A 13,252-nucleotide genomic window follows, 5' to 3' on the forward strand; every position below is an offset into this window, starting at 1 on the left:
GTTTGCATTTTAGGTATTTTTTCAGTTGCAAGTTAAGAAGGGGGAGCATGAATGGTCGAGCAAATCGATATGTCGGCAGGTTCGACAGGCGGAGGACAGGGGTCTTCAGGCTACGACGCGGACGACATTCAAGTACTTGAAGGACTGGTAGCGGTTCGGAAACGGCCCGGGATGTACATCGGCAGCACCAGTACTTCAGGTCTGCATCATTTGGTATGGGAAATTGTGGACAACGCTGTCGACGAGCATCTCGCCAAATTCTGCTCCAAAATCGATATCACGCTGCATAAGGACGGTTCTATTACGGTTCAGGATAACGGAAGGGGAATTCCGACAGGTATACATAAAACAGGGATTCCTACTCCCCAGGTCGTGTTTACGATTTTGCACGCAGGCGGAAAGTTCGGTGGATCAGGATATAAGAAATCAGGCGGACTGCACGGCGTAGGTGCTTCGGTTACGAACGCTTTGTCAGAGTGGCTTGAAGTCGAAATCTTCCGTGATGGCAAGATTCATCGTCAACGTTTTGAATATTGGCAGGACAAAAAGGGTGTCGAACATGTTGGAGAGCCGGTAACGGGACTCGAAGTACTCGGGAATACTAATCGGACAGGGACCAAAGTAACGTTTAAACCCGATATACGTGTCTTCCAAAATGGCATTCAATTGAACTATGATACACTGGCAGAACGGCTTCAGGAAATTGCTTTTCTGAACTCGGGCCTGAAAATTGTTCTGAAAGACGAACGGTCAGGCAATCAGGATGAGTACATGTATGAAGGCGGAGCAAGCCAGTTTGTTGCGTATTTGAACGAAAATAAAGATGTGCTGCATGATGTCATTCACTTCTATGCGGAGAAGGACGACATCGAGGTGGAAGTTGCAATCCAGTATAACGCAGGGTATACCGAAACGCTGGCTTCGTTTGTTAACTCGATCCCGACCAGGGGCGGCGGTACACATGAGACCGGATTCAAGACGGCGTATACCCGTGTGATGAACGACTATGCAAGACGTACCAACATGATTAAGGAAAAAGATAAAAATCTTGAGGGTAATGATCTGCGAGAAGGCATGATGGCTGTTATCAGCGTAAAAATGTCCGAAGTCGAATTCGTTGGACAAACGAAAGATCAACTCGGTAGCGCTTCCGCTCGAAGTGCGGTCGATTCGGTCGTTTCGGAGAACATGCAGCGGTTTTTGGAAGAAAACCCGCAGGTGGCTCAGACGTTGATTCGCAAAGCGGTTCAGGCCTCGAAGGCAAGAGAGGCTGCACGCAAGGCCCGTGACGAGATGCGTACAGGCAAAAAGCGCAGTGAAAGCTCCAACCTGAATGGCAAGCTGACTCCGGCACAATCCAAGGATTTTACCCGAAACGAGCTGTTTATTGTTGAAGGTGATTCCGCGGGAGGCTCGGCCAAACAGGGACGCGATTCGAAGATTCAAGCCATACTGCCTCTGAAAGGAAAACCACTCAATCCGGAAAAAGCAAAGCTGGCGGATATCCTCAAAAACGAGGAATATCGTGCGATAACGGCTGCAATCGGAGCGGGTATTGGGACTGAATTTGCCGTTGAAGACAGCAATTATTCCAAAATCATAATCATGACCGATGCGGACACGGATGGTGCACATATTCAGGTGCTGCTGCTGACTTTCTTTTACCGTTATATGAAACCTCTGATTGACCAAGGTAAAGTGTTTATTGCACAGCCGCCATTGTATAAGCTCACCCGCAAGTCCGGTAAAATGGCAAGTGTTCGCTACGCTTGGACGGATGATGAGCTGGCGAATTACATGAAGGAGTTTGGAAACAACGTCGAACTTCAACGGTATAAAGGTCTGGGTGAGATGAATCCGGACCAGCTGTGGGAAACGACGATGAATCCTGAGACACGGACGCTGCTCAAGGTGGAGATTGTAGATGCTGCCAAAGCGGAGCGCCGTGTGTCAACACTTATGGGTGATAAGGTCGATCCGCGTAAACGCTGGATTGTAGAGAACGTCGACTTTACAGAGTACGAAGAATAGAAGGTGCTTGGAATGAGTCTATCAGAACAATTTTTGCCGGCCTTTCTCGAAGAGGTCGTCGGTGACCGGTTCGGTCGCTACTCCAAATATATTATTCAGGATCGGGCCATTCCCGATGTTCGGGATGGGTTGAAACCCGTGCAGCGTCGTATTCTATACGCCATGTACGATTCCGGTAATACGCCTGAAAAGCCTTATCGTAAATCTGCAAAAACCGTCGGTGATGTGATGGGTAACTACCATCCCCATGGTGACTCATCCATCTATGATGGTATGGTGCGGATGGCACAACCTTGGAAAATGGGCCATGTGCTCGTAGACGGTCATGGTAACTGGGGATCACAGGATGATGACCCGGCTGCAGCGATGCGGTATACAGAGGCCCGATTGTCGCCGATCGCCATGGAGATGCTGCGAGATATCGAGAAACGGACAGTTCTGTTTAAGGACAATTTCGATAATACAGCCAAAGAGCCGGTTGTGCTGCCATCTCGTTATCCCAACCTACTGGTCAATGGCGTAAGTGGGATTTCTTCCGGCTTTGCAACCGAGATACCAACGCATAATCTGCGTGAAGTCATTGATGCCTGCATCGCGGTGATGGAAAAACCATCGATTGAGCTGGACGAGATCATGATGTTCATGAAAGGCCCGGATTTCCCTACAGGCGGCTTAATCATGGGTGGCGAAGGTATTCTGGATGCTTATCGGACAGGCAAAGGAAGAATTTACATTCGCTCGAAAACGGATATCGAGAATATGCGCGGTGGCAAACAGCAGATTGTCATCACCGAGATTCCATATCAGGTGGTAAAATCCAGACTTGTTACAGCCATGGAGAATATTCGACTTGAGAAAAAAGTAGAAGGTATTGCCGAAGTTCGCGATGAGAGTGGACGTGACGGTCTGCGTATCGTGGTTGAATTGAAAAAAGAAGCGGATGCGCAAGGTATTCTGGCTTATTTACTCAAAAAAACCGATCTTCAGGTAACCTACAATTTCAACATGGTTGCCATCGTCAACAAGGCACCTCAACAGCTTGGGTTGAAATCCATCCTGGAAGCCTATATTGCCCATCAGCGTGAGGTTGTGACATTCCGGACCAAGTATGAGCTGGAGAAGGCGGAAGACCGTGCACACGTGCTGGAGGGTCTGGTCAAGGCGCTAAACATTCTTGACGAAGTCATCGCAGCAATCAAGGCATCCAAAAATCGCCAGGACGCGCAAAATAATCTGATGTGGATGTTCGGATTCTCGGAGCGCCAGGCAGATTCCATCTTGACGCTGCAGCTGTACCGTTTGACCAATCTGGAGATCTCATCCCTCCAGAAGGAGCTTGACGATCTGATGAAAAAGATTGCCCAATTACGCTCCATTCTGGATAGCGACCGCAAGCTAATTGGTGTCATTCGCAAAGAATTGATGGAGATCCGGGAGAAATACGGGATCGACCGTCGTTCGGCCATTCAGGGTGAGGTGGAAGAACTTAAGGTTAATCTGGAAGTCCTCGTCAACGCGGAAGATGTGTTTGTTACATTATCCAAAGAGGGCTATGTGAAACGTACGGGCATGCAGTCCTTTACTCGTTCAGGCGGCGAACGCAACGGAAGCGGTGTAAAGGAAGGCGACTATATTTCACAGGTGCTTGAAGTTAATACGCTTGAAAACCTGCTCGTGTTCACGCAAAAAGGCCAGTACTTTTTGCTGCCTGTTCATCAGGTGCCGGAATTCAAGTGGAAAGACCCCGGAACAGCCATTGTCAATGTCATCCCGTTAGCGAAGGATGATCGTATCGCGAGTGTGCTCGCAGTCAAGTCCTTCGAAGAAGAAGGTCACAGTCTCGTCTTCGTTACACGTAAGGGACAGGTGAAGCGTACCGAGCTGAAAGAGTACGTCACCAAACGTTCCGGAGCTGTAGCTGCTTGCAAAGTGGGTAAGGACGATGAGGTATTGTCGGTACATCTGAGCACAGGCGGCAAGGATATTATGCTGATCACTAAGGAAGCGATGGCGATCCGTTTCCGTGAGGATGATGTCAATCCAATGGGCCGGGTATCCGGAGGGGTTCGTGGTATTCAGTTAAAAGAGACGGATGAGGTCGTTTCTGCCCTATGGGTGGAAGGAGATGAGGGCGAGATTGCCGTGCTGTCCGACTTGGGCTACGGTAAACGTTCGCTGCTGCTGGACTATGCATTGCAAAGTCGCGGAGGCAAAGGTATTGCCACATTCGAATTCAAAGAAGGCAAGCGTGTGAAACCGAACGGAAGCCGCATAGCCGGGGCCTTCTATTGCAGGGAACAACGAAACGTAACGGTTATGACCAAAGAAGGGCAAGCGTATCCGATTTCTTCTGAAGGTGTACCGATTACGGAACGCAAACATATTGGTAAGCTGCTGGTTCATGTGGAGAAACAGGATGAAATCGTGGAACTTCTCATGAATTTCGATGAAAATCAGCCACCATCAACATCGTAATATGAGTAAAAAGACTTTTTGCACAGTAGTTGACTCTGTCGTGCAAAGAGTCTTTTTTTGTTGTTCAAACTCGGATTAAAAGAGGCTGTCCATGCGAAGTTTAACAACCTTCGTCGATTACGGTCGATCGCTGGGAAATTGAAAAAATGCAGCAGGAATGCGGGTTTTTAGCGCGAAAAGTTAAGCTAGTGAAGTGAAAAACCGGGTTGCAGAGAGGAGCGATTCAAGATGTATAATTCCGATTTTGCCAAGTGCTGGTCAAGGCTCACCAAGGACTATAAGCTGCATATGGATCAGGAACTGGCCCCCTCTTTAACAGAGGCACAGCTGGCTGTATTGGAGGTTCTTGAGGATCATCAGAAAATGAAGCCATCCGATCTGATTCCTTTTTTGGCTACAACACCTGCGGCCGTAACCATGCTGCTTGACCGTATGGAAAAAAACAATTTGATTCGCAGAGATCGGGATGATAACGATCGAAGAATCGTGTGGGTATCCTTATCTGACAAGGGACGAATGGAGACAGAACGTGGCGTTGCCATTCGAAATGATTTCATGAATTCCGTACTTAGCAATATTTCAATGCACAACCAACAGCTGCTTGTCTATCTACTGGGTAAGATGACAGCACCCAAAACAAAGGAGCATGCGTTGTCCTCCACATCCTAATGAACAATGATGGACAGGGGCTAATTCATGATGATATGATTTAAAGTTAATGCTATACCATAGCACTCCTGCGGATACAAGCAGGAGTGCTATGGTATTTTATTTTGGCTGGAGTGAATTGATTTGTCTGTTTCATAGGGCAATGAATTATTTCAGAAAATTTATATGTAAAGAGTTGACTATGTCATTATTTTTGTTATAATAAATAATTGTTCCCCTGATATTTCGTGTGCGAAATATTATATTCCAAAAGTAAAAAGGGTGAATTAATGATTGATACGTATGAAGTATTCTACATTATCAATTCGTTCCGGCAAGTGAATCAAATGCTGTTTCGGGCATTCTGGAATGAAAACAAGCAGATTGAGTTAACTTCGATTCAATTTATGGTGTTATCCATTTTGAAGGAGCGTCCTTCCATTGGCATCAACGAGGTGGCTGAACTGTGCCATATGGGCAGCAGTTCCATGAGTGCTGTGGTTGAACGTCTGGTCAAGGGTGAATACATAGTCCGGACACGTTCCCATTCTGATCGCCGATCCGTCATGCTGCAAATTACGGATAAAGGAGATAAGGCACAGCAGGAAACGCACCAGTTGTGGATGGAAAGAGTATCTCCCATATTGGATATTCCAAAAGAAGATCTCGAGCATCTGCTGAGAATTCATACTCAAATGATTGAAAAGTTAGAAGGAAGAGAGATGAACAACCCATGAGTACTACCGCTGCAGCTCCATCCTCTGCGATGGACAACATTAAGAAGGGACCGATTGTAGCCGCGCTGCTAATTGGTGCATTTGTAGCCTTCTTGAACCAAACCCTGATGAACGTGGCTCTTCCTAAAATCATGGAAGATCTCGGTATCGGGGCGAATACAGCCCAATGGCTGACAACGGGATACATGCTTGTCAATGGCGTGCTAATTCCGGTTACGGCTTATCTGATTGCCAGATTTTCAACACGTCAGATCTTTATTACGGCAATGACGTTATTTACATTAGGAACACTCGTCTGCGGAATTAGTCCGAATTTCTCCATTCTGATGGTTGGTCGTGTGATTCAGGCGGCAGGCGCCGGTATTCTGATGCCTCTGATGACGGTCGTATTCCTGACCATTTTCCCGATCGAGAAACGCGGTCAGGCCATGGGTACAATGGGGATCGCCATGATCCTTGCTCCGGCCATTGGACCAACGCTTTCCGGTTATGTCGTAGAACATTATTCCTGGAGACTGCTGTTCTACATCATCTTGCCATTCTCCGTGATTGCAACAGCAATCGGTATCGCATTTGTCAAAAATGTAACCCGTCAATCCAAACCGAAACTCGATTATCCAGGGGTTGTTTTGTCGACACTTGGATTTGGTAGCTTGTTGTACGGCTTCAGTGATGCTGGTACAGATGGATGGGGAAGCGCAATTGTTATCAGCTGTCTGGTCGTAGGTGCCATATCGCTGATCCTGTTCGTTGTTCGTCAACTGACAACGGATCATCCACTGCTGGAGTTCCGTATTTTCAAATACAACATGTACACATTAACTACGATTATTAATATGCTTGTGACAATGGCGATGTTTGCCGGCATGATTTTGCTTCCGATTTTCCTGCAAAATATTCGCGGCTTCTCACCAATTGAATCAGGTTTGCTCATGATGCCTGGTGCGATTCTGATGGGGATTATGTCTCCAATCACAGGCCGTATCTTTGACAAAGTTGGTGCTCGCTGGCTGTCCGTTGCAGGTCTTGCGATTACTGCAATTACGACATGGGGACTCAGCCGCCTGTCGATTGATACAACTTATGGCTACATGATGTTTATCTATACTGCACGGATGTTCGGTATGTCAATGTTGATGATGCCGATTCAGACTGCCGGCTTGAACCAACTGCCACAGCGTCTGAATGCACACGGTACAGCGATGTCCAATACACTTCGTACGGTTGCTGGTGCGATCGGTACAGCCGTTCTGGTTACGATCATGAGCAGTAAATTGAAATCCCACCTGGCAGATACACTTGCCTTGGGACAGATTAATCCTGAGGATCAAGCTGCTATGCTTGGTGCTACGGCAGATGCAACCATCTACGGGGTAAACTACGCATTTACGGTAGCTACCTGGATGACCGTTGCCGCAATGCTTCTGGCGTTCTTTATCCGTAAGACGAAGCCGGCGATTGAACCGACACCGGTGGAACAGCATCAAAAAGCTAATGCAACAGCTTAAATATATTATTGGTATCATCGTTTAATATTCATACGATCTACGCTTGTTTACAAAGCGATTGAATGAGAGAGAGCCCTGGCAGTTTGAACTGCTGGGGCTCTTTTTGTATTGGAAAGTGAATAAGAATTATCACTGGTTATCTGATAAACCGTCAAGAAATACAGGCCCAGGATCATATCCAAACTGCTGGAGGTTAATGGTCCCATTCAGCTGAAATTCAACACCTTCGCTGATGAGCTCGGTCTCCTGCATCAAGCGAGAGTGTTCATCCGGAATGGCTATCTCTCCTTTGGCGTTAACAACACGATGCCAGGGAAGTCGCTCCTTGCGGCTCATGGAGTGAAGAATGCGCACAACCTGCCTTGCAGCACGGGGGCTGCCCGCGAGAGCGGCTATCTGGCCATAGGTCATGACTTTGCCTTCCGGTATAGATGCAATGATGGCCACGACTTGTTTAGTGAACGGTGTCATTTGAATGGAAACTTCCTTTCTCCATCTCAGGAGTACTGGCACTTTTCTCTACAGATCTTCGTCTTATCTTGAATGGTCGTAATACATTGTCGTTTCGATCAAGACGCATTGTTAAAAAAACCGTGTACCCAGAATATAGATTCGGATACACGGTTTGTCCATTATTCTTTAAACGCATCCTCATACAAGCCAGATGGCCATTCCGCCCATGGGAACTCGCGGGGAGGCAGCGATCTTAATGTGATCTTTTCCTTGGTTACCGGATGCGGAAAAGCCGCGATGGCAGACCAGAGAGCGATCTGCTGTCCAGGCTTGTTCACACCTGCACCGTACTTCTGATCTCCAAACAAGGGACAGCCTGATTCTTTCATTTGAACTCGAATTTGGTGCGATCTGCCGGTGTGAAGTTCGATGTGTACAAGACTGTATCGATCCGTTTGACCGATAACCCGGTAATCCAGAACAGCGTCTTTGCCGCCGGGTGTACCTTTTGGTACAGCTGTTACCGTGTTTGTTCGCGCATCTTTCAGCAACGTATGCCTTAACGTACCCTGCTGCGCAGGTAGTTTACCATGGACAACGGCCGCGTATATTTTGCGAAAATGCCGTCCGCGGACCGTTTCAGACAATCTGGAAGCCGCCTTGGAGGTTTTGGCAAAAATCATTGCGCCTCCAACGGGGCGATCCAGCCTGTGCACCAGACCGAGATATACATTACCGGGTTTATTGTACCGTTCCTTCAAATCCTGCTTCAGGATCGTGAGCAGATCGGGGTCTCCCGACGCATCCTCCTGGGTGGGGACATTAACAGGTTTCGTAATGCCTAACAGGTGATTATCCTCATATAGTACAGGAATATCACCTGATGGCTGTACGTGATCAGACATCATGACTCCCAGCGGCCCAGAATGCCGCAAGGCAGGTCCAGACCACTGCGTGTAATCGGCAGACCGATCTCTCCTGCAGTAATGCTGCCTCCGTATTGAGCTGACATTGTCATCGTCAGCATGTTGCGCAGAACTGTGGAAGAGATGCCAGTAGTGTAGGAATTAACCAGCATGAATAGTGGGTTGTCCGACAAAATACTCATGCAAGATTTCAAGAAGGGGTAGAGGTTCTCTTCCAGCTTCCACGTCTCTCCATTAGGTCCCCGGCCGTAGGACGGAGGATCCATAATAATCGCATCGTAACGGTTACCACGGCGCTGTTCCCGTTGTACGAATTTAAATACATCATCCGTAATAAAACGAACAGGGCGGTCTGCAAGACCGGAGAGTTGAACGTTCTCCTTGGCCCACTGCACCATGCCTTTGGCTGCATCCACGTGAACTACCGAAGCACCGGCATAAGCTGCAGCAACCGTCGCACCGCCCGTGTAGGCAAACAGGTTAAGTACGGAGATGGGCCGTCCTGCATTCGAGATTTTATCCATCATCCAGCTCCAGTTGGCAGCTTGTTCAGGGAACAGGCCAGTATGCTTGAAGCTGGTCGGTTTGATGTGAAATTTAAGGTTTTCGTATCCAATGGTCCAGCGTTCCGGAATTGGCTTCTTCATATCCCAGCTGCCGCCGCCGGAAGAGCTGCGGTGATAGTGACCATGCACCTGGCGCCATTCATTGGTTTCTTTTTCGAGAGGCCAAATAATCTGTGGATCGGGTCTGCGCAAGATGACATCGCCCCAACGCTCCAGTTTCTCGCCGCCTCCTGTATCGATTACTTCATAGTCCTTCCAGTTCGATGCTACGTACATAGTCGTTTATCCATCCTTCAAAAGTCATTTGGATACTATTGTACAACAAAAAAGGGGCTGTACGCCAGTTGGGGTGGGCAGAAGGGACTTTGGTTGTGTTGAATTTGCTGTGTAGCCATATACGGAAAATGAAGAAAAGATGAAAATTTAATTTGACAATGATAATCATTATCACATATGATTTTGATAATTCAGATATCCTTTTGAACTGCATGATCTAGATGACTAAATTAAAGTGAGGGAAAAATAGATGGCTAAATTATTGGTGGCTTATGCGAGCATGACTGGAAATACGGAAGAAATTGCAGAACTAATTGTAGAAGGAATTACACAGGGAGGGCATGAGGCAGTCCTCAAGGATGTATTGGATTGCAATGCAGCAGATGTGCTTGAATATGATGCTTTCCTGATTGGAGTATACACATGGGGAGACGGGGAACTGCCTGATGAATTCCTTGATTTTTACGAAGAGCTGGATGAACTGGACCTGAGTGGCAAACGAGCGGCTGTCTTCGGCAGCGGTGACACATCTTATGAACAATTTTGCGGAGCAGTGGATCTTGCAGCTGCGAAGCTGCAGGAGCGCGGGGCGGAGGTATCTCCAGAGATGCTGAAGATTGAGTACAGTCCGATGGAGCAGGAGAAGGATACATGCCGTGAATTCGGTAAACGCTTCGCTGCTGCCGGATTACAGGTGTCCTAGAAATTATGTTGAAACCTAATGTTCAGGCAGCCGTTCAGCCGAGAGGTACGTACAATTCGGAGCGACTGCTTGAGGATTATAAATTGGAGGAGATGCTTCGCAGCCCGCATCGATTCATTCGCCCAGAATCGGAGGCTGCAGAGCGTTCCCCGCTGCAATGGAGACACCGCGTTCAGTATGCGGTCAGTCATGCGGTTAATGCCTTTTATAGTATGGATCCGGATGTTCGCAAGGAGGTTCCGGTACAATATCTGCTGGAAAAGTGGTGGCCGAAAAAGGCAGCAGGTTTCGAATCCATCCTTCATTACTGGGATGTGAAAAATAAAGTCATTGATGAACTATCATTGGCGATCGCCATGAACGATGATTTGAAACATCCCATGATCCTGTTTGAACAGTGGAAAACCGAAATTCCTGCACTTTCCATGCACTTGTCGATGATTTTCCAGACAGCTTGGCAACCGGAAGGGTGGGACTCTCTGCTGCTTCAAAAATTCATGGTGGTCCACGATCCAAACGTAGTGGAAGCTTTTCAGCATATGGCCAGTGTGTTTTGCTGGGAAGCCTTCGGGAAGCTGCCTGGCATGATTGAAATTTACTGTTTGCTCGAAGGTCGTAAAATTCGATTCATTCCGGGACGTCAATCCCTGATTCGTTCAATGGATTACATCAGGCTTGTACGTGACAGTATCCCGCAAACGGAAAATTCAGAAACGGAACATTTCACCTCCCGTGACAAAGCCCGGATACATGAGGAAGTGGACCGAAGAAGAAGTGAAGTGGAGCCCAAGAAGAACTGGCTCATGTAAATCTGCATGAAGAGTGTCTGACAGAAAGTGAAGATAAAGGAGGAGCGACACAATGTTAACCGGTGTGAATCAGTTGGGGAGTGGCAAGAAGCGTGCAGGAAGCTGCGAATTCAGCCCGCTTCCGGTACCACAATCGGTGATTGGACGTTTGCTTGATGAGGCAGACCCTTCCTTGTACGTGATGAGTTCTAAACCCTGGCGATTTATGCTTTTTGCAGGAGAAGGGCGCCAGCTCTATCTGGAAGCGGTCAGACAGAGCTATCCTCCTCACTTGGCAGACCGATATGGTGACTGGGCCGCATATCAATATACAGAAGCCATCCCTGCGCATCTGATTGTTGTTGCACCAACCAACACTCAAGAGGATCATATACTGCCTGCAAAAGCCTGGAGCAGGCGATTCTCCATGCTGGCAGCAGAACAGGGACTGCATGCCGTTTGGAAAATGAATGATTATCAGCAGCACCCCGTTTTTATGAATCTGATGGGCTTAACCAGTGAAGAGCAGGTATTAGGGGTCTTTCACATCGGTTACGGAGACCAGCCTGCATTAAGAGATGTGGATATTAGCAGACCAGCCTCTGAACTGATGACAGTCTACGACCATCTGGTTTAAACCGTTGCCTCTTAGGCGAACAGAAATTAATGATGCGTGTCTGCCAGGAAATTGCTAACGAGCTGACGATACGTGTCTACGCCAGAATAGGTTGAGTACAAGCGGTTGGATACGGTAATACTGTTCCCGAAGAAAAAACGTTCGAATTGGGTCTGTCTGCCACCGAATGAACCTGCACCGAGCTCCCAGATCAAACGGAAAAGGGAAGTGCGCTGCTGTGCTGTCATATCCGTTCCTCTCAGGTAGATGTCCAAATGCGTTGCTGCATCCGTTTTGAATTCTTCCTCCTGAGGCACCATAATCATCCCGCTTGAGGCCATTAGCTGGATGATTTCAATCATCTCGGGATACAGCTTCGGATATAGAATATTGGCAGCCATCAATGGCTGTGGTGCAGGCAGTATAAAACCTCTACCATCAGGGATGGCACCAGCTTCAGCTGCGATGGCTAAGGCCTTAAGAGACTCGAGTCCGGTTAATACACGTGCCGTTTTTTCAACGACGTGTGCTTCAGAGACAAGGTCAAGCGTATCGGTGAGCAACTGAAGTGTTCCCAGGATGAATTCGGTTTTGGCTATATATCGGCATAACACTTGATGTCCCGCGTGAATGTGGAAGTTGCTTCCACTAAATAGACGCGAGGACATTTCTTCGTTTCCGGCAAAGAAAATCCGATCATGAGGCACCAGGACATGGTCGAAGATGACGAGGTTATCCATCTCTTCAAATCGGGAGCTGAGCGGGAAATTAAAGCGGGATTCAGATGCGTAGGTATCCCGGCAAACAAGTGTGATTCCAGGCAGGTCATTAGGTACAGCAAACGCGAAGGCAAACGGATTTTCATCATCAAATGGAGCAGGTGAGGGAGAAGGGTATACCAAAATTTCGTCACATGTAGCACCCTGTGTAGCCATCATGAATGCCCCGGTGATAATAAGCCCATCTTGCGTATGCTCAACTACCTTGGCTGCAATTGCATCTTCGGTAGCATCCATCTGCCCGGATATTTTGCTGGCGTGTGGTTGTATAAAGGCATGAGAGAGGGTAATATCGTTGTCACGACAGAAAGCATAGTAGTTCCTCAGATTTTCAGCGTACTGCGGAGATAACTCGTTAAGGAGATCCGCTGCAGTGTAGAATGACATGATGGCCGTGTTCATATAATCGGGTGACCGACCCAGAAACCCGTGATGAGCGTTTGACCAGACACTCATCGCTTCACGGCGTTTCCGTAGATCATCAACAGTGGTGGGCGGCAGAAACGATAGTCCCACCGGTTTGCCGTCTACAGGGGATTCGTACGTCATCTTACCTGCAAGCAGCGGATCTGACTGCATGTCGTAGAGTTGCGCTTGTGTCTCCATGAGGCCTTTGAAAGCAAGATGTTCTGATCTTTTACCCGTAACGAGTTCACCCTTGTACCAGCAGGGGACAGTCTGGGAATTGATTCGTTCAATGTACTGCTTGCCATTTTTAACAGGCATCGTTATTCACCTCTTGGATC

Annotated in this window: 12 protein-coding genes; 8 read left to right on the forward strand and 4 right to left on the reverse strand. The window is 47.8% G+C overall.

Translation table 11 applies throughout. The annotated features are described in order from the left end of the window. Positions 1-51 precede the first annotated feature (51 nt). From parE to ABIC22_RS20350, 5 genes are all read left to right on the forward strand, one after another. On the forward strand, positions 52-2,031 hold the full coding sequence (gene parE, locus ABIC22_RS20330; protein WP_127540398.1) for a DNA topoisomerase IV subunit B: 1,980 nt from the start codon (positions 52-54) through the stop codon (positions 2,029-2,031). Between the two features lie 12 nt (positions 2,032-2,043). Beyond that, positions 2,044-4,506 carry a DNA gyrase subunit A gene (gyrA, locus tag ABIC22_RS20335; protein WP_354483357.1) on the forward strand — a complete coding sequence of 821 codons (2,463 nt, stop codon included), beginning with the start codon at positions 2,044-2,046 and terminating at the stop codon, positions 4,504-4,506. A gap of 228 nt (positions 4,507-4,734) precedes the next feature. Then, positions 4,735-5,175 (forward strand): MarR family winged helix-turn-helix transcriptional regulator, encoded by a 441-nt coding sequence (locus ABIC22_RS20340; RefSeq protein ID WP_095361860.1) that lies wholly within the window; start codon positions 4,735-4,737, stop codon positions 5,173-5,175. 269 nt (positions 5,176-5,444) lie between these two features. Then, complete coding sequence (locus tag ABIC22_RS20345) at positions 5,445-5,891, forward strand: MarR family winged helix-turn-helix transcriptional regulator (RefSeq protein ID WP_095361859.1); 447 nt, start codon at positions 5,445-5,447, stop codon at positions 5,889-5,891. Further along, positions 5,888-7,399: a DHA2 family efflux MFS transporter permease subunit gene (locus tag ABIC22_RS20350; RefSeq protein ID WP_127540402.1), complete on the forward strand. Its 1,512-nt coding sequence runs from the start codon at positions 5,888-5,890 to the stop codon at positions 7,397-7,399. Before ABIC22_RS20345 ends, ABIC22_RS20350 begins: the two co-directional genes overlap by 4 nt. Before the next feature lie 129 nt (positions 7,400-7,528). Here the strand turns inward: ABIC22_RS20350 and ABIC22_RS20355 are convergent, their stop codons facing one another. The 3 genes from ABIC22_RS20355 to ABIC22_RS20365 form a co-directional block, all read right to left on the reverse strand. Beyond that, the gene (locus ABIC22_RS20355; protein WP_127540404.1) at positions 7,529-7,870 is read right to left on the reverse strand and encodes an MGMT family protein; all 342 of its coding nucleotides are present in this window, start codon (positions 7,868-7,870) and stop codon (positions 7,529-7,531) included. Positions 7,871-8,031: 161 nt separating this feature from the next. Continuing rightward, positions 8,032-8,760 (reverse strand): RluA family pseudouridine synthase, encoded by a 729-nt coding sequence (locus ABIC22_RS20360; protein ID WP_354483360.1) that lies wholly within the window; start codon positions 8,758-8,760, stop codon positions 8,032-8,034. Then, the gene (locus ABIC22_RS20365) at positions 8,757-9,620 is read right to left on the reverse strand and encodes a class I SAM-dependent methyltransferase (protein WP_095292682.1); all 864 of its coding nucleotides are present in this window, start codon (positions 9,618-9,620) and stop codon (positions 8,757-8,759) included. The genes ABIC22_RS20360 and ABIC22_RS20365 overlap by 4 nt, the downstream gene beginning before the upstream one ends. A 250-nt stretch (positions 9,621-9,870) precedes the next feature. Here ABIC22_RS20365 and ABIC22_RS20370 point away from each other — a divergent pair, with 250 nt between their 5' ends. Genes ABIC22_RS20370 through ABIC22_RS20380 form a run of 3 tightly spaced genes read left to right on the forward strand, consistent with a single transcriptional unit; the run spans position 9,871 to position 11,748 of the window. Continuing rightward, entirely contained in the window at positions 9,871-10,323 is a 453-nt protein-coding gene (locus ABIC22_RS20370; protein ID WP_354483362.1) for a flavodoxin, read from the forward strand. A 5-nt stretch (positions 10,324-10,328) separates the two neighbouring features. Next, positions 10,329-11,132, forward strand: coding sequence for a hypothetical protein (locus tag ABIC22_RS20375; RefSeq protein ID WP_354483364.1), 804 nt, complete (start codon positions 10,329-10,331; stop codon positions 11,130-11,132). A 52-nt stretch (positions 11,133-11,184) separates the two neighbouring features. After that, on the forward strand, positions 11,185-11,748 hold the full coding sequence (locus tag ABIC22_RS20380; protein WP_127540412.1) for a nitroreductase family protein: 564 nt from the start codon (positions 11,185-11,187) through the stop codon (positions 11,746-11,748). Positions 11,749-11,774: 26 nt separating this feature from the next. Here the strand turns inward: ABIC22_RS20380 and ABIC22_RS20385 are convergent, their stop codons facing one another. Then, positions 11,775-13,232, reverse strand: a complete 1,458-nt coding sequence (locus tag ABIC22_RS20385) for a 4-hydroxyphenylacetate 3-hydroxylase family protein (protein WP_354483366.1) — start codon at positions 13,230-13,232, stop codon at positions 11,775-11,777. Positions 13,233-13,252 lie beyond the last annotated feature (20 nt).

Origin of the sequence: Paenibacillus sp. PvP094 (assembly GCF_040546835.1) — a bacterium.
GTDB lineage: Bacteria > Bacillota > Bacilli > Paenibacillales > Paenibacillaceae > Paenibacillus > Paenibacillus illinoisensis.

Excerpts from the sequence above, each read along its gene's own strand:
- parE (WP_127540398.1), top strand. The coding sequence starts at position 52 with ATGGTCGAGCAAATCGATATGTCGGCAGGTTCGACAGGCGGAGGACAG.
- gyrA (WP_354483357.1), top strand. The coding sequence starts at position 2,044 with ATGAGTCTATCAGAACAATTTTTGCCGGCCTTTCTCGAAGAGGTCGTC.
- ABIC22_RS20340 (WP_095361860.1), top strand. The coding sequence starts at position 4,735 with ATGTATAATTCCGATTTTGCCAAGTGCTGGTCAAGGCTCACCAAGGAC.
- ABIC22_RS20345 (WP_095361859.1), top strand. The coding sequence starts at position 5,445 with ATGATTGATACGTATGAAGTATTCTACATTATCAATTCGTTCCGGCAA.
- ABIC22_RS20350 (WP_127540402.1), top strand. The coding sequence starts at position 5,888 with ATGAGTACTACCGCTGCAGCTCCATCCTCTGCGATGGACAACATTAAG.
- ABIC22_RS20355 (WP_127540404.1), bottom strand. The coding sequence starts at position 7,870 with ATGACACCGTTCACTAAACAAGTCGTGGCCATCATTGCATCTATACCG.
- ABIC22_RS20360 (WP_354483360.1), bottom strand. The coding sequence starts at position 8,760 with ATGATGTCTGATCACGTACAGCCATCAGGTGATATTCCTGTACTATAT.
- ABIC22_RS20365 (WP_095292682.1), bottom strand. The coding sequence starts at position 9,620 with ATGTACGTAGCATCGAACTGGAAGGACTATGAAGTAATCGATACAGGA.
- ABIC22_RS20370 (WP_354483362.1), top strand. The coding sequence starts at position 9,871 with ATGGCTAAATTATTGGTGGCTTATGCGAGCATGACTGGAAATACGGAA.
- ABIC22_RS20375 (WP_354483364.1), top strand. The coding sequence starts at position 10,329 with ATGTTGAAACCTAATGTTCAGGCAGCCGTTCAGCCGAGAGGTACGTAC.
- ABIC22_RS20380 (WP_127540412.1), top strand. The coding sequence starts at position 11,185 with ATGTTAACCGGTGTGAATCAGTTGGGGAGTGGCAAGAAGCGTGCAGGA.
- ABIC22_RS20385 (WP_354483366.1), bottom strand. The coding sequence starts at position 13,232 with ATGCCTGTTAAAAATGGCAAGCAGTACATTGAACGAATCAATTCCCAG.